Raw genomic sequence first — 19,994 nt, 5'->3', positions numbered from 1 at the left:
CGCCAATAGACGGAGCGGACAGCAAGCCCGCCCGAGCCGATAACCAAGAGACGACCACGTGGGAGTGAAGCGCAATGCCAAAAGTTCTGCTGCATGACATCGAAGCTCGCCGTGCTCTCGCGCGCGGGGTCCAGAAGCTCGCCGCCGCGGTCGAATCGACGCTCGGTCCGAAGGGCATGAACGCGATGGTGGATAGGCCGATCGGCACGCCCATCGTATCGCGAGACGGCGTGACCATCGCCTCCGAGATCGAACTGCCGGACCGGTTCGAGAACATGGGGGCACAGGTGGTGCGCGAGGTCTCGATGCAGACCAACGAAGTCGCCGGCGACGGTACGACGACGGCGATGGTGCTCGCGAACGGCCTCATTCAAGGCGGCGTTGTGGCCCTGGAGCGAGGCGCCAAGGCCGTCGATCTCTGCAAGGGGATCGACCGGGCCGTCGAGGTCGTGGTCGAGACCCTGAAGGGTGCGGCGGTCGCCGTAACGGATCGCAAGACCCTGCAGGCGGTGGCGACGATCGCATCGACCGACGCTCACCTGGGCGGCCTGATCGCCGAGGCGGTCGAGCGCGTTGGCAAGGACGGCATCATCAGTTCCGAATACGGGCTGACGACGAGCACGACGCTCGAGGTCGTCGAAGGCATGTCGTTCGACCGCGGTTACATTTCGCACCATATGGTGACGGACGTCGAGAAGATGGAAGTGGTGCTGGATCAGCCCTACATTCTCCTGACCGACCTGAAGATCAGGACGCCGGGCGAACTGTCACCGGTCCGCGCGATGGTGGCCGCGACCGGACGGCCGCTCGTCATCGTCGCTGAGGAGATCGCGCCGGAGGTCGTCGTCACGCTGCTGGGTGATGGCAACCGCGGCAAGGTGCTCGTGGTCAATCCACCGGACTACGGCCACTGGCGCAAGGCGATGATGGACGACCTCGCCATCATCACCGGCGGGCGGGTCATTGCCCGCGAGCTCGGCGGCAGGCTGGAGGAGATCGGCATCGGCGATCTCGGCACCGCGCGGCAGGTGCGGGCAAGTGCGCGTGAAACGGTCATCATCAGGGGCGGTGGCGACGATGCGGCGATTGCGGCGCGGCGCCAGCAAGTGGCCAAGCAGCACGATCTGGCACCGCCCAACATCGAGCAGGACAAGCTCAAGGAGCGCCTCGCCAAATTGTCGGGCGGAACCGCGGTTATCTTTGCGGGGGGCGTCACGCCGGTCGAGCAGAAGCGCACGATCCAGCTGATCGACGATGCGTTGAGCGCGGCGCGGGCCGCGGCCGAGGAGGGCATCGTGCCCGGTGGTGGCACGGCATTGGCGCAGTGCGCGCCGGTGGTGGCGCGCACGCTCGGCAACATCAATGGCGATCTGGGTGAAGGCATCAGGCTGGTACGTGAGACCTTGTCGCGTCCTGCCGCCTTCATCGCGCGAAATGCGGGGCATGATGCGCAGAAGGTCGTGGCCGAGCTGCAAAGCTCGCGTACGGGTGTCGGATTCGACGCCGCAAACGGCGTTTTCATCGACATGGTTTCGGCCGGCATCGTCGACCCTGTCAGGGTGACGTATACCGCGCTTCGAAACGCAGCCTCCGTCGCCACGCTGGTCCTGACTACCAACACGCTGGTTGCGGACGTGCCGCAATACACCGATCCGACGCAGGGACCGGCGCTCGGCGGCGGAGCAGAGAAGCTTGGCCGCGCATGAGGCGTGTGCACGCACCTCGTGTTCCGCCGCACCGCTTCAGGCTCGAGCGGTCGGGATATCTTAGGTGACAACGATCCGGAACGCGGTACAATCTTGGAAGCTCCGGCATGAGCCGAAGGAGGCGTGTAACAAGCCTCCACGGACATCCGACTAGCCGGGCAGGAGGAAGCGGGACATGGCCTACATCATCTCCAAACGCGACGGTCCGCACCGCGAAGAGGTGGCGGCGAAGGACTTCCTTCAGAAGAACCGCACCACCATCAACTCGCTCGCCAATCATCTGACGCTCGGGCGTTGGCAGGAGTTGCGCAATCCGAAGCCTCCTTCACAGCCTGAGCCATCCGGCAAGCTCTGGTCCACGTCTCCGGCGCGGCCAAAGGAGCTCGAGCCCTATGTGCGGATCAGCTTTAATGGCCGCGTCGTGATCGCCGATCTCGCTTCGGGCCGGCAACTCCATTTTGTCGGCGAGCTGCGCGGCAGCGGCCGATCGCGCCGCTTCGCGCTGGCGACGCGCGAGAACGGGATCTTCGATCCGCTGGACGACGAGTTGTACAAGGTCCTGGTCGACCTGGAAGGCGTGAGCGTCCCTGATGAGACGTCGGAAGCGCAGCTGGAGCAGGTCATCTCAAATCGTCTCGGCTTGGACGCGATCGCCAGAAGCATCGAATAGTCTCCACGACCTGGACCTTGCGGGATATCGATCTCGATCGGGTCCGGCTCATGTCGTTTCTGCCGATCAAGCTGCTGTTTGCCCATTCAGATTTGGTGCCCCAATGCTGACGGAAACGTTCATGGCTAAGCCGCCGTTTTCCCTGGAAGGCTACAAAGTTCCGGACGCGACTGATGCGGAGCAGGGGCGGCCCTACGATGAACGAGAGACCAACAGGGCGTGGGAAAACTTCCTGACGTTCGGGGACGCGAAGCGCGAGAACGCGCTGGTGCGAGGCGTCATCGAGGAGTCGTGGCAGCGCAGCATCCAATCGGGCGTCGATGCCCGTTGCAAGGGTAGCGGTCTCATCGCCTCGCCGGACGATCTCTATGAGCTGCGTCTGAAGAACGACGACCTGCTCGGCTCCAGCGCTCAGACCTTTCGCCGGGTGGCGGATGTCCTCGGCGATGCGGCCACGATGTTGGTCATCACCGACAGGAACGGCGTCGTGCTCGATGTCGGGGGCGACCAGCGGACGATCGATGCGGGACACGATATTCGCCTCGAAGTCGGCGCCGACTGGGGAGAGACGGTGACCGGCACCAACGGCATTGGCACGGCGCTCGTCACGGGCAAGCCGGTCCATGTCCACGCGGCGGAGCACTTCTCCGAAGGCATCAAGGCCTGGACCTGCGTCGGCAGTCCCATTCGCAGCCCGATCGACGGCAGCATCATCGGCATCATCGATTTTTCCGGACCCCAGGCGATCTTTCACCGACACAACGTCGCATTGGCGGTGATCGCGGCCAACCATATCGAGCTTGCCCTTTCGGAAAAGATCCGGCTCGAGAGAATACTGCTCCTCGAGGCGAGCATCTCTCGAATGCCGGGGATGGGCAGTGCCGACGGCGTGGTGATCCTGGATCGCTTTGGTCGGGTCGTCCATCACAACGACATGGCGTCGGCTCGCTGGCGTCGGCTCGCGCAGTCTCGTGAGTTGAGCATTGGGTCACAGATTCTTCCAAGTCGCGAAGGCCTGTTGGGAAAAGACCTGGCCGAGGGGTTGCCCGAGGAGCTGCGTGAGCAGCGGATCGAGCCACTAATCGTCGACGGGGTCGTGAAGGGCGCAATGCTCGTGCTTGCTTCGAAGCCGCGGACAAATCCTGCTGCAGCCGAGATGTCGCCGACAACCCGCGCCGCCCTGATATCGGCAAAGGAAGCAATCGTCGGATGTAGCGAGGCATTGCTTGAGGTGGTGCAGAAAATTGAGCGGGCGGCGCTTGGCCGGACAGCAATCCTGCTCGAGGGCGAGACGGGCGTCGGCAAGGAACTCTTCGCCCGCTTGGTTCATGCCGCCAGTCAGAAGACCGGCAAGGAGCCTTTCGTTGCCTTCAATTGCGGTGCGGTTTCGAAAGAGTTGCTCGGCGGCGAATTGTTCGGGCATGCGCCGGGCGCCTATACCGGTGCTACGCGCGAGGGAAGGCCCGGGCGGTTCGAATTTGCCAATGGCGGCGTGCTCAGCTTGGACGAGATCGGCGAGATGCCGATGGACCTGCAACCTTACCTGCTCCGCGTGCTGGAAGAGCGCGCGGTGTACAGACTGGGTGACAGCAAGGCGCGCCCGGTGGACGTCAGGCTGGTGGCGTCGACCAATCGGAACCTGAAGCAGGAAGTGGCCGAGGGACGTTTCCGGAAAGATCTGTACTTCCGGATTGGTGTCGTCAAGTTCACCATTCCGCCGCTCCGCGACCGGTTGGGCGATGTCGAGATCCTGATCGATCACTTCAACAGGCAATTCGCTACGATCTACAGCACCCAGCCGCTGCGCTTCGAGGCGGCCACGATGGAGTTGCTGCGCCGCTATTCCTGGCCGGGAAACGTTCGCGAGCTGCGCAATCTGATTGAGAACCTGGTGCTGATGACGATAACCGGCATCGTCACGCCCAGGGACCTGCCAGAGGATTTCGTGGAGGTCACGCCGGCTCAACCTCCCTCGATGTCGGTGCAGTCGGAGAACAGCGCGACGGGATCGGAGGGCGACGAGATCGCGCGCTTTGACGAGATGGAGCGGCGTGCCATCGAGAGGGCCGTCGCAAACGCCGGCGGCAATATTGCGGCTGCCGCGGAAAAGCTGGGGCTCTCGCGCGCTACGCTGTACCGCAAATTGCACCAATACCGTTCCCGGACCTAGCGATCGGAGAGCCTTTCATGGCGGCTGTCTGGGATGAGCAAAAGGGCGGGAAAGGTCCGGCCCCCGCGGCGACGCTGGCCTCGCAGATCCTTGCGCGCGCCGACCGCGACGTCACTTTCGTGGTGCACCTGGTTGGCGAAAGCCAGAGTTTGCTGGTGCGGCATTTCATCTTGTTCATCGAGACCGAGCTCGCAAAGCGCGGCATGAGCTACGGCGTACATCCGCTGCTGCGGCCGTTCGTCGAAACGCATGCACGCGAGCTGTCGGATTTCGTATTGCAGGGGATCGGCTTGCGGCATCAGTTCGGTCTTCAGGCCATCGAGACGATGAGGGGCGATCCGGCGCGGTTGCTGAGGGTCGATCTGTGGGACTCGCTCCAATCTTACGTCAACGACGCGCAGCAACACTTCGTATCCGATGCCCGGGGTCTCCAGCGGATCCTTGATCAAATCGAGCCGAGCGCATGAGTGTCGATCCGGAGGTTCTTGTCGAGATGCTGAAGGAGCGGTTGCTCGTCGTTCAGCAGATGTCGGCCGCTCAATCGTGGAACCTTCTGAACCGTCAGCTTGCCGGTGGAGCAGAATTCGAGATTCAGAGGATTGAGCAGGAGATCGCGGCGACGGGCGATTCGCATGCATTCGGCCACGTTATCGAGGAAGCGCACGAGCGCTTGAAGGAAGCAAGGGCCGGAATGGCAACATGCGACGCCCAATGCGCCGCGCTGGAACGACGCCTTGAAGAACTCGACAGGTGTATTGCGACCGGCAGGTGAGACGACCGATGGACACGATGGAAGCTGAGACCGCTACGCTCTATGACTTGCTTGGTCGGCATTGGACCATGGGGGCGCCGGTTACGAACGTGGCGTTCGACGCTGCGGGACAGGCAGTGGCGTTCGCGCTTGCCGATGGCTCTCTGGCCATCGCTCCGCTGGCCGACAGCGAACCGCCGAAAGACCGTTATCGTATGGCCTTGGACGGCGGCCGATCGACGATCTCACCGCGGCGGAATCCGGTCCCGCCATTGACGAAAGTCGTCATCAGCGATGCTTCACTTCATCTCGCCTCGATCGAGCCGGAGGGCTTCATCGCAAGCGATGGCAGTCAGTTGCTGCACGTGTCGGCATCCGGCGTCACGCGACAGGCCGCAAAATTAGCGGCCCCGATCGATCTCGTTGCCCCGGTGCATGCCGGCGGTATTCTGGCGGCTTCCGACGGGTCGGTCATATACTGCGATTCCAACGGCGACGTCGGATGGCTTCAGGAGCGTGCGGGAGGGCGTTCATCCGCGATCGCCGTCTCGCCAGACGGTCGGAGCTTCGCGATAGGAGCTGACGGTTGTCTGCTTGTGCGTGCCTTCGGACCCCGACCTGAGCCCACCGCTACAATGGCTTTCGGCTTCATCTCCAGCTTGGCATGGAGTCCCGATGGAAGCTGGCTGGCAATGTCCGTCGCAGAAGGAGGTATCGCATTGCTGCGCCTTTCCGATGCGCGCGCCGCTCGGATTCCGAGCTATCCTGCAAGCGTCCGGTCTCTTTCGTGGAGTGCAGACTCCCGCGTTCTTGTGACGAGCGGAGCCTACCGCATGATCGCATGGGACGTTTCCAGTCTCGACGACGGTGGCGAACAGCCGAAGAGCGTTTGCACCGGCCGCGGTGGCTTCGTCCTTGTCGAGGCAGTGGACATGCATCCGGGACGTCCGTTGGTTGCGGCAGGATACAGCGACGGCAGGGTCGTCGTTGCCAGGATCGGCGAACCCGACGAACTGGTCGTCAAACCGCCGGGCCGGAGCGCGGTCCAAACCGTCTGCTGGTCCGACGACGGCCAGCATCTTGCCATCGGGACATATGGCGGCGAGGCGGCAATCGTGACGTTTCCGCCGCAAATCTTCAAGTAACGGCGAGCTGGGCGACGAGCCTTGCCGCGAGCTCCAGGAGCAAGTTCATGACAGCCACCGAAGCGCGAAGCGAAGCCACAAGCAAGGATCACTTCTTCAAGGAACTGGCGGAGCTCTCCGAGCGCATGATTGCCGCGCACGGAAAGGAGTTTTCGATGGGGGCCTTGGTGTTGGCGGCGAGGTTCATCGCCGAAAACAAGCCCTTCGAGAGTAGCGCAACAACGCAGTGACAGGTCATCTAACTGCACGCGAAATCTAATCGAAGGGTCAAGGGGGCAGCATGTTGAAGGGGCTTATTCGGGACAACGAACTCGTCCACAAGGCCGAGTGGCTCGAGACGCTGTCGCTGCATTGTGGCATCGGATTGTGGGATGCGATCCTATATGAGGGGGATGCGATGCACGCCAAGGCGCGGTGGACCTGGTCGAGCGAATTCCGGCGCTTGTGCGGGTACAAAACGGAAGCCGAATTTCCCAACGTCGCGGACAGCTTCGCACGCGCCTCGCTGCTATACTATTCTCACGGAAATAGTATAACGGGAATGGACCGCAAGTAACAGATTGAAATCGCAAGACTATCTCTTTTCCGTCGCCCCCATGATGGATTGGAGCGACGCGCAAAATATGCGCTGAGACATCATTGGCTTGCACGAGTGCCGAAGGGAAATCGTACCAATTTGTCGTACCAGCATGCTTGGCACTGTTTTCGAGCGCGTATCCCATAAAACGTTCATCTCCTAACTTTCGTGCTCCGATCCCGGGTTTTTAGCTTTTGCTCGCTGACCGTCGATGTAGTTGGCAAGGTCCTGGATGTGGACACCCCGCGCGCTCTTCTGGCTCTTGTCAGCGCGCATAACTCTCAGCGGGATTATGCCCCCTTCACAGCGTCGAACGAAACTCACGGAGTTGAGGTGCGGGAAATAGTCCCGGCGCACATCCTCGATGGGAATGACGGCGCGACTGCCGTACTGGCCCATTAAGAAAAAGAGAGTGCGTCTTATTCATTCGGGATCACCTTCGAGGAACGCTGTAGCTCGCATGATCGCTCGACGCCCCAACCATAAAGCCTTCGCGCACCAAGAGGTCTATTTTAGCTCTTTTAAGGTTGGAAAACAACTGATATATGGCATTTTGGATCAAGCTGTCGATCGTGGGAGCATGATATCTCCCCGTCAGATTCGCGCCGCAAGAGCCTTCTTGGGCTGGTCGCAGCAGGACTTGGCCGACCGAGCCATTGTCTCGCTGAATGCAGTAGCCCGCATAGAAAGAGGGCAAGTGGACGCGCGGGTAAGTACGATCGTTGCTATCGAGCGAACGCTGATTAAGGCTGGAGTTGAGTTCCTTGCTCCTGGTGAGCGAGGAGAGGGGGTTAGGATGAAGAGTCCGAAGCTATAGGTGCCAAGCCGTATTTTGTTTTGAGAGAGTATTCTGCATTCCACGTCGCGAGGCACTGAGCCGCATACTCGTGAAGGTGTTCATTAGGCTGAGAGGAAATCCCAGGTCTGGTTTTGGGGTGAGAAGGGACAGTGCAGTGGCCGACGCAAAACAGCCACCTCCGCAAACGCGGGTGAGCCAAGCTAAGCTTGACTATCACATCAAGCAGCTGCGCAAGTATTTTGCCCGCGCCGACGACCGCGCATTCTTACAGATGATCTGGGCCGTAGACGCTCTTCAATCCGATCGAGAAGCGGCTGCGAAGACAATAATGCCCTCGTATCCTAGGGAGGCGGTGGTGAAGTCATCGCTTCACTCCCCCCATGGGGTTCATAGATGGGAACTTGAGACGTTGCTTATCCAGCTGTTGCTCACACCCAAAGAGGAAAGGCGCGCTGAAGGCAATCTTGTCCTGGACTGTTCGAAGTTTGACGCCATGCGCGGAACAATCAACAGGTTGAGGGCTCTCGAAAACGTTGAGTCGGGCCGCTACTTGGGCAGCGGGCTAAACATTTTCGGCGAGATGCACCGTATCGCCCAACGCCAGTTTCATTGGCAGCACGGTTATCTCAACATGCCCAACCTCTACCGCTACATTTACATCTACGGACAAGGTAAGTGCGCCCAGTTCTTCAACGAGGCTTACGGCGTATCGATCAACGACTTCACTTATGCAGGTTTTGCTATGTATGCCGCTGCTGTGCGTACACCTTGGCTTCGTCAAGAATTTGCAGTTTCGGGCCTTGGAATAACACCTGGCGACGTGCAAAAGGTCTTAAATCTCATGACGCTTTCGCTCGAACAAGCGAAGGCAGAGGAACGTTTGCTCACTCATGAGATAAACCGGCTTCATGGCGCACCAATTCCTACGGCTTTCATGCCGAGCATACTGAGGCGCCATCCCCTGATTTCGCTGACACCTGATATGACTACGTTCATGCCGCCCATCCCCGAGCTGATACTCATGCGGATCAGCTCCGGTCTCTACTACGATGTCATTCCCGGAAAACAGCCGTTGCTGAACGAGGCGAATGACCGCTTTGAACAATACTGTCATGATTTGATCGACGAACTAACCGATTTCGTTACCAGGCGTAGCCATTGTTACGGGCCGAAAGGCGGGCAGTTCGACAGTCCTGACGTCCTCGTCACAGAAGACGACGAAGTCGTAATCGCCATAGAATGCAAGGCGACTAGGCTGACCTACCTGGCACAATTCGCTGAAGATCCATTTGAAGCTGAGAAAAAGCAGTATATGCAGCTCGCGCGCGGCGCATTTCAGCTGTGGCGCTATTTTTCGCATACCCGGCGTGGTTTAAGTACGGATGTATTGGCGGATGAAGCGTATCCAATGGTTGTTACACTCGATTCATTTTTCATGATGAGCCCGCAACTGAGTGCAAGCATTTTAGCTGAGGCAAACAGTTTAGCCGATGACGAAGGCGAAATACTCTCTGAAGATCGGCGGCACATCATTTATTGCCCGATCATGATGCTTGAGGAGGTATTGCAACGTGGCGATAGGGTTACGCTGCTCGCAGCCCTCAAGGCGGCTGGTCAAGAGAAATACAAAGGCTGGATGTTCCGCGAGGTGTTCAGAGCGGTCACCGAAGATATAGAATTAGGGTCGCCGCAAGAGTTTCCATTCGACCTCGATCCCGTGTTGCCCTGGTGGCAAGACGTTCAAAAGCTTGGAGCCGAGATTAAGTCGCCAGAGCTGGATTGAACGTTAGAGCTAGGGCAGTTGGCCGTCGATGTATTCGTGAACAGCTCGCGCTCTTCTAGCCTTTGTCGGCGCGGGTCAGAATCATCAGAATGAAGAGTTCGAAGTTATAGTGGCAGACTGCCGGGGGTAGGGGGCATGATCGAAGAACTCACCGCAATCGCTGACGCAATGGACGCGATGCTCCCGCTGTTTAATCGTAGTGATAGCTTTGGGCTAATCCTACCGACCCAGCACTCAGCGTCGTTCAAGGCGCTGGCTATCGAGGCCAAATCGATCATTGACGGCGAACTGCGGGCGGCCAATGAGTTCTCTATGAACCTCGTTCACGCCGTGAACTCAGGCGCGGGAGGCCTCATAGGTGGGCCGTCGTATGCGTCGGTTGAGGAGGCGTCACACATCATCCGTGCTGCGGTGCGGGCAATTCAGCGCCAACGGGCAACTCCGCCAGCAACAGCGCCCGGTGTGAAGCTCTATGTCGATCCAAGCAGGATCATGGCGCTCCAGCAGATCGGTGGTAGCAAGTGGGATTTTACGCGGCTGGTCGAACTCTGCCGAGAATTGAACGTCGCCGCTGCCAATCGCTGCCATATGTCCACCGCGATGCTCCTGCGCACGGTCCTAAACCACGTGCCCCCGACGCTTGGCTTCGACACGTTTGCTCAGGTGGCAAACAACTATGCCGGGGCGAAGTCGTTCAAGGCCTCAATGCAGCGGCTGGAAGGCTCCCTAAGAAACATTGCCGATTTTCATCTCCATTCGCCTATCCGCTCACGTGAGGACGTGCCTACGGCCACCCAAGTCGATTTTTCGGCTGACCTCGATGTTCTGCTCGGCGAAGTGGTCCGCGTGTCTCAGGAGGGTTAGAGTCGGCGGCGGCCTATGAAAACCGTCGATTTCGCTGCTATATCCGTGTTGCCAATCGCATGGCCTCAATGCAAAGTTCCACAGAATCAATGCCAAGTTACAAGTCGTCGAAACATCGATTTAGCGTTGCACCCATGATGGATTGGAGCGACCGGCACTGCCGGGTGTTCCACCGCCACCTGACGCGGCGGGCGCTGCTCTATACGGAAATGGTGACGACCGGCGCTGTGATTCATGGCGACCGTGAGCGGCTGCTCGGGTTCGATGCGAGCGAGCATCCGGTGGCGCTTCAGCTTGGCGGCTCGGATCCGCGCGAACTGGCGCAAGCTGCGCGGATCGGCGAGACGTTCGGCTATGACGAGATCAACCTCAATGTCGGCTGCCCGTCGGACCGCGTGAAGGATGGCCGCTTCGGCGCCTGCCTCATGGCGGAACCAGAGCTGGTAGCGAGGTGCGTCGAGGCGATGAAACGCGCTGTCGCGGTTCCCGTCACGGTGAAGTGCCGCATCGGCATCGACGACCAGGATCCGGAAGTCGCCCTTGATGCGCTTGCGCGCGCGGTGGTCGCCTCCGGCTGCGACGCACTGATCGTGCATGCCCGCAAGGCCTGGCTCAACGGGTTGTCTCCGAAGGAGAACCGCGACATCCCGCCGCTCGACTATGAGCGCGTCTATCGGCTCAAGCGCGCAATGCCTGACGTGCCTGTCATCATCAACGGCGGCATTCGAGGCCTCGACGAAGCGAGAGCGCATCTCGAACATGTCGATGGCGTGATGCTCGGCCGCGCCGCCTATCAGGACCCGTGGCGGCTGCTCGGCGTCGATCACGAAATCTTCGGCGAGGCGACGTCGCACGCGACCATGCAGGACGCGCTCGAGGCGATGATGCCCTATATCGAGCAGCAGCTCGCGCGCGGCACGCGGCTGCATGCGATCACGCGGCATTTCGTCGGCGCATTCCATGCCGTGCCCGGCGCGCGGGCCTTCCGCCGCCATCTGGCCGAGCAGGGGGTGAAAGCAGGCGCCGGTCCCGAGGTGCTGCGCGATGCGATCGCGCGCGTCGGTGCGCGCGCTCCTGCGGAGGAAGCCGCGGCCTAGTCGCATTCCTGCGGGCCGATGTGATGTTTCAGAGGCCGATGAGTTGACGCGACGGACGGCCGGACCGACTCTGGCGGATTGCGCGATGTTGCCCTTCTGCCGGTGTTTTGCCCGACGTGTCACCAATATCCTTGCCCCGACGCATCCAATAACTCCGGGGAGGCGCCCATCGTTGTCCCGCGTAAGTCCTTGATCGCACAAGCATCGGCTACTGTGCATGGGGTTGTTTTCGCGTTTTCTGTTCGCCGCACCAACCGGCAGGCACGCATCGCGCAGGGATTAAGTCGCGGCCCGTGTGAAGCGAGGTCGTTGGCGCCTGCGACGGTTCTTGCGGATGGTCTAGTCGAGCGCCGTACGCGAGCGGCGATGGCTGCTCTGAAGCTCGGGATAGCCGGTCAGCATCAGCTTGTCGGCGCGAACCCCCCAGCTCTCCAGGCGGTCGAGGAAGCTCATGCCGAGCAGATTGGTCTTCATCTGCCCGCGCTGGACGACGAGGGCCGGCACCGATTTTTCGACGAGATGGCCGACGGAGAGACGGTCGAGCGTGAGGCGGGCTGCCTTGGTATGGCCGCCCGCGGTTTCGAGGTCGACATCGTATTCGAGCATCTCGAGCGGCAGCCCGATGGCTTTCGCGGTTTCCCAGGTCAGCACCACCGAGGTTGCGCCGGTATCGATCACCATCGGCGCGGCGATGCCGTTGATCTTCGCACGCAGCGCGAATTCGCCGCCCTGGCCGCGCGGGATCTGCACGGCAGGCGCGGGCGTTGCCGTCTGCGCGCGAAAGATGTGGGAGACCTTGTGGCTGGCACGCGCGATCTGATCGGGATCGCCATAGGCGACGACCGCGCCCGCCGTGCCGGCAAGCATGACGAGAACAAGCAGGAAGCGGATCATCGCGCGCCTCCGCAGGCGGGCAGGCCGGTCAGGTGCGTTTCGGCGATGCCGCGATCGGCGCCAGTCCGGCTTCCGTCATGCGTGCGGGCAACAGCGCCATGACCGCGAGCCGGTCCGCGCTTTCCATGGCGTGCCAGCGCGCGATCTCGGGCAAGGTCCGGCCGCAGCCGAAGCACAGCTTGGTCCTGGGATCGATCATGCAGACGGCGACGCACGGCGTTTCTTTGCTCATTCGGACATTGTGGGGGATTGTCGGGCATGTCTGCAAGCATCTGGTTTAAGAGCCCGTGCCTGCGCTCATGATCGGCTTATGGCGCGGCCGGCGCTTCTCCTCGGGCAGTACGGAACTCTCCGGCTGAAGCGGCGGGGAATCATCCGACAGCGGCGCCAGCGCGCTCATCACGCGCTCCGGCGGGAAGGTGACGATCACCTCGGTGCCGATGCGCAACTTCGATTTCAGCGTGAACGTGCCGCCATGGAGGTCGATCAGATTCTTGGCGATCGGCAGGCCGAGACCGGCGCCCTGTTCGGCGGACTTGATCGAGTTGGAGCCCTGGCCGAACGAGGCGAGCACGACCGGGATCTCGTCCTCAGGGATTCCGGAGCCGGAATCCCGCACCGAGAGATATTGTCCGCCCGAGGCGGTCCATCCGGCCTTGAGCCAGATCTCGCCGCCTTGCGGGGTGAACTTGATCGAGTTGGAGAGTAGGTTGAGCACGACCTGGCGGATCGCGCGCTCGTCGGCCCACAGCCGCGGCATGGCCTGCTCGAACACTTCGTGGATGGTGATGCCGCGGCTGGAGGCGCGCAGCTTCATCAGGTGATGGCAGTCGGCGACGATGCCGACCAGCGACACCGCTTCCTCGTTGAGCTCGTAGCGGCCGGCCTCGATCCGCGACAGGTCGAGGATCTCGTTGATGAGGTTGAGCAGGTGCACGCCGGAATTATGGATGTCGGCGGAATATTCCTTGTAGACCGGCACGGCATGGGCGCCAAAAATCTCGCTCTTCATCACCTCGGAGAAGCCGAGGATGGCGTTCAGCGGCGTGCGCAGCTCGTGGCTCATCTGCGCAAGGAAGCGCGACTTGGCGACGTTGGCGGATTCGGCGCGGTGGCGTGCTTCGTCCGAGATCGCCTTGGCCTGTTCGAGCTCGCCGATCAGCGCGTCCTTCTCGGCGCGCGCTTCCAGCGTGGCGAAGGTAGAGGAGTGCAGACGGTGCGCCAGCAGCACGAAATAGCCTTCGGCGGCGAGCGCGAGCGCGGCCAGAATGTAATTGTCCAGCGAGCCGGTCATCACGAAGCTCAGCGCCATGGCGACCGCGACCGGCGCGGTGGCGGCGAGGGCTGCGATCGGCAGATTGGCGGCGAGCATGCTCGACACTGCGATCACCAGCAGCATCAGGAACATCATCAGCGTTTCCGTGACCATGTCGAGCACGGGATGGATCAGGATCGCCATCCAGCACAGGCCATAGAGCAGGTCGAGCACGACGAAGCGCGTCCGCCAGGCGCGCGTCGCCGCGGGCGAGGCGGGCTCGGTCAGGAAGCGCCGGCAACTGCGGGTCATGGCGCTGTGGATGCAGAGCATGCCGGCGGTCCAGGCCGCGGCCGGGATCGGCTGCATCCACAGGCCGAACAGCACGCCGGTCGCGACCACCAGCAGCATCACGACATAGGACGCCGACAGCCGCGTCTGGGCGTATTGACGCAGCATCTCGGCGTCGAAGGCCGGCCGGGTTCCGCTGGTCGACGTTAACTTGTCCCGCGCCTCGCGCACCCGCTGCGCCGCAGCCCTTCGGCTGCTCGCCGATGGAGCGCTCACCGGCTCGGCCGGAAGCTGCACAACCTCAGGCTTTTCAGCGGGGTTACTCATCAAGCAACAACGATTCCTGCCCACGCCGGACGCGGGCCTTCTGCATTGTCTATCTCTGGCAAGAAATCCTTAAGAGGTGACTTAAGGAGCTAAAGAATTACGTTAACCCGGCGTTAATTTTGGATCTCGCCTGCGCCGTCAATGCAGCGCCGCGTACTGCGCGATGTAGACCATCGCGCCCGCCAGATAACCCACCAGCGCGGGCCCTGCGATGCGGCGGGCGTACCAGAAGAATTCGATCTTCTCGAGTCCCATGGCGGCAACGCCCGCGGCCGAACCGATGATCAGGATCGAGCCGCCGGTGCCGGCGCAATAGGCGATGAACTCCCAGAGGAAGCTGTCGGGCGGATGTTGCACCAGACTGTACATGCCCATCGTGGCCGCGACGAGCGGCACGTTGTCGATGATCGCGCTCAAGAGGCCGAGCAGGATGACGATGATGTCGAGACGACCGACCGTGGCGTCGAGCCATTTGGCGAGCAGCTCGAGGACGCGGGCGTGCTCCAGGCACGCGACGGCCATGAGGATACCGACGAAGAACACAATGGAACTCATGTCGATGCGCGCCAGCGCGTGGACGAGGGTGAGGGGACGGCGCGCATCCTCGTCCTTGTGGCGGTGAACGACCTCGCCGACCAGCCAGAGGATGCCCAGCCCGAAAAGAATACCCATGAAAGGCGCAAGGTGCGTCACGGCCTTGAAAACCGGAACGGCAACCAGGGTGCCGAGGCCGAGATAAAACATCAGGTTGCGCTCGAACACCTCGACCCTGAGGGCCTGCTGCCGCCCTTGCAGCGGAGGGACGATCTCCTTTCCCTTGAGCGAGTAGCCGATGATGAGCAGCGGTATCAGCAGGTTGAGCAGCGACGGCAGGAACACCGACTTCATGATGTTGACGGGAGAGATCTGCCCTCCGATCCAGAGCATCGTCGTGGTGACGTCGCCGATCACGGTCCAGGCGCCGCCGGCATTGGCCGCGATGACGATGATGGAGGCGAACAGCAGGCGATCGCTCTTGTTGCCGATCAGCTTCTGGATCAGCGAGATCATCACGATGGTGGTGGTGAGATTGTCGAGGATCGCGCTCAGGAAGAACGTCACGAAGCCGATGATCCACATCAGCGTGGTCTGCTTCGTGGTGCGGATGACCGAGGTGATGACTTCGAAGCCGTTATGGGCGTCGATCACCTCGACGATCGTCATGGCACCGATCAGGAAGAAGACGATCTGCGCGGTCGAGGCGACGGATTCGTCGAGCTGGTGGTTGACGAGCGAGGGGTCGCCGACGGACAGCGCGTAGATGGTCCAGAGCAGGCCGGCTCCCAGGAGAGCCGAAGCGCTTTTGTTGACGCCGAGCGGATGTTCGAGCGCGATGGCAGCATACGCAACGATGAAAACGGCGGCTATCACGCTCAGCAAGTCAATTCCCCCCGGAATCCGTTCTTCGGCTCAATGCGAGCCTCGTCGCGACGGGCGCCGCGTCGAGACCCGCGAGGGCCGCAGCTGCCCCGGCTGCGGCCGTCAATGCGTTCCTCAGCGTTGCAGGCGCGCGAGCAGGCTCGACGTATCCCAGCGCTTGCCGCCCATCTTCTCGACCTCGGAATAGAACTGATCGACCAGCGCCGTGACAGGCAGGTTGGCGCCGTTGCGGCGGGCTTCAGCCAGCGAGATCGAGAGGTCCTTGCGCATCCATTCGACCGCGAAGCCGAAATCGTACTTGTCCTCGTTCATGGTCTTGTAGCGATTTTCCATCTGCCAGGACTGCGCCGCGCCCTTGGAGATGGTCTCGATCACTGCGGCGACGTCGAGGCCGCTCTTCTTGGCGAAGTGGATCCCCTCGGAGAGACCCTGCACCAGACCTGCGATGCAGATCTGGTTGACCATCTTCGTCAGCTGGCCGCTGCCGGCGGGCCCGAGCAGTTTGCACATCCGCGCATAGGCGCCTGTGATGATCGGCTCGGCGCCGGAATAGGCGTCCTGCGCGCCGCCGCACATCACCGTCAGAACGCCGTTCTCGGCGCCGGCCTGGCCGCCGGAGACCGGGGCGTCGACGAACTTGAAGCCGGCCTTGGTCGCGGCCGCATCCAACTCACGTGCGACTTCGGCGGAGGCGGTGGTGTGGTCGACGAAGGTCGCACCCTTCTTCATGCCGGCGAAGGCGCCATCGGGGCCGATCGTGACCGCGCGCAGATCATTGTCGTTGCCGACGCAGCACATCACGAAATCCTGACCTTCGGCGGCCGCCTTCGGGGTCGGTGCGGTCTTGCCGCCGAACTTGTCCGCCCATTCCTTCGCCTTGGCCGCGGTGCGGTTGTAGACGGTGACCTCATGGCCCCCTTTTTTCACGAGGTGGCCGGCCATGGGATAGCCCATGACGCCGAGACCGAGGAAAGCGACTTTAGCCATGTGTGGTACCTTGTCCGTAGCTTGAGTTTTACGGTTGCAGCCGGGCGAGGGCGCCAGGGCGGCGTCCTCGAGGTTCCGCCGCGAGGGCGGATCGGAGGCGCACCATAAACCGTTAAGGGCGGAGGGCAACGGCTTCGTTTGGCGGTCCCCTGTGCTAGGATGGCGGACCTAAGGACTTCAAAAAAGGGAGCGAAAGCATGGGCGGCGTGAGCGTTGGCGTCCTCGATCATTTCAACATCCGGACCCGGAATCTGGCCGAGACCGTCCGCTTCTACGAGGATGTGCTGGGCCTGGAAAAAGGTGCCCGGCCGAATTTCGCCTTCCCTGGCGCCTGGATGTACAGCGAGGGCAAGGCGGTGGTGCACCTCGTCGATATTTCTGCGACGGCCGAGCCACAAAAGCCGGATTCCGGCGTTGTCCATCATGTCGCCTTCGCCAGTCGCGGCTTCGCCGGCATGAAGCAGCGGCTGGCATTCAAGGACATGAAGTTCGAGTCCCGCCAGGTGCCCGGCGGCGACCTCTGGCAGATCTTCGTCAACGACCCCAACGGGGTCATGATCGAGCTGAATTACGAGGCGGCCAGGGAGCAGGGGGCAGCGCCCGCCGAGAAAGCTGACGATATCGGCAGGCAGTAGCCTTTTGGGCGTTTCCGCTCTAATGGGGCATCCTAAAGTCTCGAGCATGACCTTGCCGGAAAGCCGCGCCTCGCTTGGCGCTGGTGCCGTCCTCCAGGTCCGGATCATGCTCCGTTCAGGAGATGCGCTTTGAGCGTGACGCAGCAACAGGTTCTCGACAGCCTCGCCCGGATCAAATCCCCCCGCGGGGTCGCGCTCACCAATGCCAATGTGCTGAGCGCGATCAGCGCGTCCGACGGCAAGGTGTTCTTCTCGATCAATGTCGATGCCGCCGAGGCGAGGGCCTGGGAGTCCATCCGGGCCGAAGCAGAGGCCGCTGTGCGCACCATTCCCGGCGTCACCACCGTCATGGTGGCGCTGACCGCCGAGCGCAAGCCGGGCTCCGCGCCGCCGCCACCCCCGCAGCCCAGCCGCGGCGCGCCGGGCGTGCAGCCCGTCCATGCCCACAAGCCGCCGCCGCAGGGTGGCGCCCAATCGCCGATGGCGCGGCAGTCGGAAATCCCCGGCGTTGCCGCCGTGATCGCGGTCGCCTCCGGCAAGGGCGGCGTCGGCAAGTCGACCACCGCGCTGAACTTGGCGCTGGGCCTGCGCGACCTCGGCCTCAGGGTCGGGCTGCTCGATGCCGACATCTACGGCCCCTCGGTGCCGCGGCTGACCGGCCTGCACGACAAGCCGGAGCTGAACGACGAGCGAAAAATGATTCCGCTTCGGCGCTTCGGTCTCGCCATCATGTCGATCGGCTTCCTGGTCGAGGAAGAGACCGCGATGATCTGGCGCGGTCCCATGGTGATGTCGGCGGTGACGCAGATGCTGCGCGACGTCGAATGGGGCAAGCTCGACGTGCTGGTCGTCGACATGCCGCCGGGCACCGGCGATGCCCAGCTCACGCTGGCGCAGAACGTGCCGCTGAAGGGCGCCGTGATCGTCTCGACCCCGCAGGATCTGTCCCTGATCGACGCGCGGCGGGGGCTTGCCATGTTCAAGAAGGTCAACGTGCCCGTGCTCGGCATCGTCGAGAACATGAGCTACTTCCAGTGCCCGCATTGCGGCACGCGGTCGGACATTTTCGGCCATGGCGGGGCGCGGCACGAGGCCGAGAAGCTCAAGGTACCCTTCCTCGGCGAGATCCCGCTGCACATCGCGATTCGGGCCAGCTCGGATGCCGGCAATCCCGTCGTCGACAGCGAGCCGGACGGTCCTCATGCGGCGATCTACCGCGCCATTGCAGGGCAGGTGCGCGACCAGCTCAAGGGCGTCATCGCGGCCGCCTGAGCCGGCCGCCCCGCGGCAAGCCTTCTCGTCCTTTTGGGGGACATGCGACTTTCGTAGAGCCCCGTCATGCCATTGTCGCGTTCCGCAAGCGGGGCTTCCGTGGTAAAGGCCCACGGCAGTCAAGCCCCTTCGGTTCGACGCGGCCCTAACGCGTCGCCGGAATGAGCGGCGGCAAGAAGAGAAGTTAAGGGGAAACGCCCCAGCAAGGAGAGACCTGAAGATGAAGCGTCGTGATTTTCTGAAAGTGTCGGCAGCAGGCGCGGCGGCAACCGCGGTGGCCTCGCCGGCGATCGCGCAGTCCTCGCCCGAGGTGAAGTGGCGCTTGACTTCGAGCTTCCCGAAGTCGCTCGATACCATCTATGGCGGTGCCGAGCAGTTGGCGAAGTACGTCGCCGAGATGACCGACAACAAATTCCAGATCCAGGTGTTCGCCGCCGGTGAACTCGTTCCCGGCCTGCAGGCGCTCGATGCGACCTCCAGCGGCACCGTCGAGATGTGCCACACGGTGTCCTATTACTACGTCGGCAAGGATCCGACCTTCGCGATCTTCGCCTCGGTGCCGTTCGGCCTCAACGCGCGCCAGCAGAATTCGTGGCTCTATCAGGGCGGTGGCAACGAGCTCGCCAACGAGTTCTTCAAGAAGTCGAACGTCGTCGGCTTCCCGTGCGGCAACACCGGCACCCAGATGGGCGGCTGGTTCCGCAAGGAGATCAAGACCGTTGCCGACCTCTCCGGCCTCAAGATGCGCATCGGCGGCATTGCCGGCCAGGTGCTCCAGAAAGTCGGCGTGGTGCCGCAGCAGCTCGCCGGCGGCGACATCTATCCGGCGCTGGAGAAGGGCACCATCGACGCCGCCGAGTGGGTCGGGCCTTACGATGACGAGAAGCTCGGCTTCGCCAAGGTCGCCAAGTACTATTATTACCCCGGCTTCTGGGAAGGTGGTCCGACCGTCCACGCCTTCACCAACCTGGATAAGTGGAATTCGCTGCCGAAAAACTATCAGGCGATCCTCACCAACGCGACGGCCAACGCCAACGCCTGGATGGCCGCACGCTACGACATGCAGAACCCGGCGGCGCTGAAGCGCCTGGTTGCCGGCGGCACCCAGCTTCGTCCCTTCACCAACGAAGTGCTGGAAGCCTGCCTCAAGGCGACCAACGAGCTCTGGGCGGAGATCTCGGCCAAGAACCCCGATTTCAAGAAGTCGATCGACGCCATGCAGGCCTACCGCTCCGACGAATATCTGTGGTGGCAGGTTGCCGAATATACCTACGACAGCTTCATGATCCGCTCGCGCACGCGCGGCTGATCGCCTAGGCCTAAAGTCGCAAGACCGGAAAGCCCGGCCTCCA

General features: G+C 62.2%; 21 protein-coding genes. 15 read left to right on the top strand and 6 right to left on the bottom strand.

All coding sequences use genetic code 11. The annotated features are described in order from the left end of the window. Positions 1 to 74: 74 nt before the first annotated feature. The 8 genes from GGD62_RS22990 (at position 75) to GGD62_RS22955 (ending at position 6,998) form a co-directional block, all read left to right on the top strand. Positions 75 to 1,706 carry a molecular chaperone GroEL gene (locus GGD62_RS22990; RefSeq protein WP_183235925.1) on the top strand — a complete coding sequence of 544 codons (1,632 nt, stop codon included), beginning with the start codon at positions 75 to 77 and terminating at the stop codon, positions 1,704 to 1,706. Positions 1,707 to 1,881: 175 nt separating this feature from the next. Further along, positions 1,882 to 2,376, top strand: a complete 495-nt coding sequence (locus tag GGD62_RS22985; protein ID WP_018319960.1) for a hypothetical protein — start codon at positions 1,882 to 1,884, stop codon at positions 2,374 to 2,376. A gap of 103 nt (positions 2,377 to 2,479) precedes the next feature. Then, positions 2,480 to 4,546, top strand: coding sequence for a sigma 54-interacting transcriptional regulator (locus tag GGD62_RS22980; protein WP_183710342.1), 2,067 nt, complete (start codon positions 2,480 to 2,482; stop codon positions 4,544 to 4,546). Positions 4,547 to 4,563: 17 nt separating this feature from the next. Further along, positions 4,564 to 5,013, top strand: coding sequence for a hypothetical protein (locus tag GGD62_RS22975; RefSeq protein ID WP_179731012.1), 450 nt, complete (start codon positions 4,564 to 4,566; stop codon positions 5,011 to 5,013). After that, positions 5,010 to 5,318, top strand: coding sequence for a hypothetical protein (locus GGD62_RS22970; protein WP_018319964.1), 309 nt, complete (start codon positions 5,010 to 5,012; stop codon positions 5,316 to 5,318). Before GGD62_RS22975 ends, GGD62_RS22970 begins: the two co-directional genes overlap by 4 nt. An 8-nt stretch (positions 5,319 to 5,326) precedes the next feature. Then, positions 5,327 to 6,442 carry a WD40 repeat domain-containing protein gene (locus tag GGD62_RS22965; protein ID WP_246800229.1) on the top strand — a complete coding sequence of 372 codons (1,116 nt, stop codon included), beginning with the start codon at positions 5,327 to 5,329 and terminating at the stop codon, positions 6,440 to 6,442. A 47-nt stretch (positions 6,443 to 6,489) separates the two neighbouring features. Then, a complete protein-coding gene (locus GGD62_RS22960; protein WP_092252105.1) occupies positions 6,490 to 6,672 on the top strand; it encodes a hypothetical protein in 183 nt (60 codons plus the stop codon). A 50-nt stretch (positions 6,673 to 6,722) separates the two neighbouring features. Beyond that, positions 6,723 to 6,998 (top strand): hypothetical protein, encoded by a 276-nt coding sequence (locus GGD62_RS22955; RefSeq protein ID WP_246800227.1) that lies wholly within the window; start codon positions 6,723 to 6,725, stop codon positions 6,996 to 6,998. Between the two features lie 180 nt (positions 6,999 to 7,178). Here GGD62_RS22955 and GGD62_RS22950 read toward each other — a convergent pair whose 3' ends face one another. Then, positions 7,179 to 7,442 carry a pyocin activator PrtN family protein gene (locus GGD62_RS22950; protein ID WP_312014283.1) on the bottom strand — a complete coding sequence of 88 codons (264 nt, stop codon included), beginning with the start codon at positions 7,440 to 7,442 and terminating at the stop codon, positions 7,179 to 7,181. Here GGD62_RS22950 and GGD62_RS41690 point away from each other — a divergent pair. From GGD62_RS41690 to dusA, 4 genes are all read left to right on the top strand, one after another. Beyond that, the gene (locus GGD62_RS41690) at positions 7,384 to 7,836 is read left to right on the top strand and encodes a helix-turn-helix domain-containing protein (RefSeq protein ID WP_312014277.1); all 453 of its coding nucleotides are present in this window, start codon (positions 7,384 to 7,386) and stop codon (positions 7,834 to 7,836) included. The two genes, GGD62_RS22950 and GGD62_RS41690, sit on opposite strands and share 59 nt — an antisense overlap. A gap of 136 nt (positions 7,837 to 7,972) precedes the next feature. After that, complete coding sequence (locus tag GGD62_RS22940) at positions 7,973 to 9,601, top strand: hypothetical protein (protein ID WP_183710338.1); 1,629 nt, start codon at positions 7,973 to 7,975, stop codon at positions 9,599 to 9,601. A 135-nt stretch (positions 9,602 to 9,736) separates the two neighbouring features. Further along, the gene (locus GGD62_RS22935; protein ID WP_183710337.1) at positions 9,737 to 10,465 is read left to right on the top strand and encodes a hypothetical protein; all 729 of its coding nucleotides are present in this window, start codon (positions 9,737 to 9,739) and stop codon (positions 10,463 to 10,465) included. Positions 10,466 to 10,554: 89 nt separating this feature from the next. Next, complete coding sequence (gene dusA / locus GGD62_RS22930; protein ID WP_183710336.1) at positions 10,555 to 11,562, top strand: tRNA dihydrouridine(20/20a) synthase DusA; 1,008 nt, start codon at positions 10,555 to 10,557, stop codon at positions 11,560 to 11,562. Positions 11,563 to 11,901: 339 nt separating this feature from the next. On the opposite strand, the gene GGD62_RS22925 is transcribed toward dusA, so the two are convergent. The 5 genes from GGD62_RS22925 to GGD62_RS22905 all read right to left on the bottom strand — a co-directional run bounded on the left by GGD62_RS22925 (position 11,902) and on the right by GGD62_RS22905 (position 16,735). Next, positions 11,902 to 12,456 carry a TIGR02281 family clan AA aspartic protease gene (locus tag GGD62_RS22925; protein WP_091952184.1) on the bottom strand — a complete coding sequence of 185 codons (555 nt, stop codon included), beginning with the start codon at positions 12,454 to 12,456 and terminating at the stop codon, positions 11,902 to 11,904. A 28-nt stretch (positions 12,457 to 12,484) separates the two neighbouring features. Continuing rightward, entirely contained in the window at positions 12,485 to 12,688 is a 204-nt protein-coding gene (locus GGD62_RS22920; RefSeq protein WP_026202286.1) for a DUF1289 domain-containing protein, read from the bottom strand. A gap of 45 nt (positions 12,689 to 12,733) precedes the next feature. After that, entirely contained in the window at positions 12,734 to 14,329 is a 1,596-nt protein-coding gene (locus GGD62_RS22915; RefSeq protein ID WP_026202287.1) for a HAMP domain-containing sensor histidine kinase, read from the bottom strand. A gap of 138 nt (positions 14,330 to 14,467) precedes the next feature. After that, entirely contained in the window at positions 14,468 to 15,748 is a 1,281-nt protein-coding gene (gene nhaD, locus GGD62_RS22910; protein ID WP_183710335.1) for a sodium:proton antiporter NhaD, read from the bottom strand. Between the two features lie 114 nt (positions 15,749 to 15,862). Then, the gene (locus GGD62_RS22905) at positions 15,863 to 16,735 is read right to left on the bottom strand and encodes an NAD(P)-dependent oxidoreductase (protein ID WP_183710334.1); all 873 of its coding nucleotides are present in this window, start codon (positions 16,733 to 16,735) and stop codon (positions 15,863 to 15,865) included. A 197-nt stretch (positions 16,736 to 16,932) separates the two neighbouring features. Between GGD62_RS22905 and GGD62_RS22900 the strand changes: the two genes are divergently transcribed. The 3 genes from GGD62_RS22900 to GGD62_RS22890 all read left to right on the top strand — a co-directional run bounded on the left by GGD62_RS22900 (position 16,933) and on the right by GGD62_RS22890 (position 19,951). Beyond that, positions 16,933 to 17,370: a VOC family protein gene (locus tag GGD62_RS22900; protein ID WP_179731002.1), complete on the top strand. Its 438-nt coding sequence runs from the start codon at positions 16,933 to 16,935 to the stop codon at positions 17,368 to 17,370. A 129-nt stretch (positions 17,371 to 17,499) separates the two neighbouring features. After that, positions 17,500 to 18,642, top strand: a complete 1,143-nt coding sequence (locus tag GGD62_RS22895; protein ID WP_183710333.1) for an Mrp/NBP35 family ATP-binding protein — start codon at positions 17,500 to 17,502, stop codon at positions 18,640 to 18,642. Between the two features lie 220 nt (positions 18,643 to 18,862). Beyond that, the gene (locus GGD62_RS22890) at positions 18,863 to 19,951 is read left to right on the top strand and encodes a TRAP transporter substrate-binding protein (RefSeq protein WP_018319976.1); all 1,089 of its coding nucleotides are present in this window, start codon (positions 18,863 to 18,865) and stop codon (positions 19,949 to 19,951) included. The last annotated feature ends 43 nt before the right edge of the window (positions 19,952 to 19,994 follow it).

Source organism: Bradyrhizobium sp. ERR14, assembly GCF_014198235.1.
In the GTDB taxonomy this organism is placed as follows: Bacteria; Pseudomonadota; Alphaproteobacteria; order Rhizobiales; family Xanthobacteraceae; genus Bradyrhizobium.
Note: the sequence above shows the minus strand (reverse complement) of the source record. Positions and strands in the feature narration are given on the sequence as shown.

Excerpts from the sequence above, each read along its gene's own strand:
- GGD62_RS22990 (WP_183235925.1), top strand. The coding sequence starts at position 75 with ATGCCAAAAGTTCTGCTGCATGACATCGAAGCTCGCCGTGCTCTCGCG.
- GGD62_RS22985 (WP_018319960.1), top strand. The coding sequence starts at position 1,882 with ATGGCCTACATCATCTCCAAACGCGACGGTCCGCACCGCGAAGAGGTG.
- GGD62_RS22980 (WP_183710342.1), top strand. The coding sequence starts at position 2,480 with ATGCTGACGGAAACGTTCATGGCTAAGCCGCCGTTTTCCCTGGAAGGC.
- GGD62_RS22975 (WP_179731012.1), top strand. The coding sequence starts at position 4,564 with ATGGCGGCTGTCTGGGATGAGCAAAAGGGCGGGAAAGGTCCGGCCCCC.
- GGD62_RS22970 (WP_018319964.1), top strand. The coding sequence starts at position 5,010 with ATGAGTGTCGATCCGGAGGTTCTTGTCGAGATGCTGAAGGAGCGGTTG.
- GGD62_RS22965 (WP_246800229.1), top strand. The coding sequence starts at position 5,327 with ATGGACACGATGGAAGCTGAGACCGCTACGCTCTATGACTTGCTTGGT.
- GGD62_RS22960 (WP_092252105.1), top strand. The coding sequence starts at position 6,490 with ATGACAGCCACCGAAGCGCGAAGCGAAGCCACAAGCAAGGATCACTTC.
- GGD62_RS22955 (WP_246800227.1), top strand. The coding sequence starts at position 6,723 with ATGTTGAAGGGGCTTATTCGGGACAACGAACTCGTCCACAAGGCCGAG.
- GGD62_RS41690 (WP_312014277.1), top strand. The coding sequence starts at position 7,384 with ATGGGAATGACGGCGCGACTGCCGTACTGGCCCATTAAGAAAAAGAGA.
- GGD62_RS22935 (WP_183710337.1), top strand. The coding sequence starts at position 9,737 with ATGATCGAAGAACTCACCGCAATCGCTGACGCAATGGACGCGATGCTC.
- dusA (WP_183710336.1), top strand. The coding sequence starts at position 10,555 with ATGCCAAGTTACAAGTCGTCGAAACATCGATTTAGCGTTGCACCCATG.
- GGD62_RS22925 (WP_091952184.1), bottom strand. The coding sequence starts at position 12,456 with ATGATCCGCTTCCTGCTTGTTCTCGTCATGCTTGCCGGCACGGCGGGC.
- GGD62_RS22920 (WP_026202286.1), bottom strand. The coding sequence starts at position 12,688 with ATGAGCAAAGAAACGCCGTGCGTCGCCGTCTGCATGATCGATCCCAGG.
- GGD62_RS22915 (WP_026202287.1), bottom strand. The coding sequence starts at position 14,329 with ATGAGTAACCCCGCTGAAAAGCCTGAGGTTGTGCAGCTTCCGGCCGAG.
- GGD62_RS22905 (WP_183710334.1), bottom strand. The coding sequence starts at position 16,735 with ATGGCTAAAGTCGCTTTCCTCGGTCTCGGCGTCATGGGCTATCCCATG.
- GGD62_RS22900 (WP_179731002.1), top strand. The coding sequence starts at position 16,933 with ATGGGCGGCGTGAGCGTTGGCGTCCTCGATCATTTCAACATCCGGACC.
- GGD62_RS22890 (WP_018319976.1), top strand. The coding sequence starts at position 18,863 with ATGAAGCGTCGTGATTTTCTGAAAGTGTCGGCAGCAGGCGCGGCGGCA.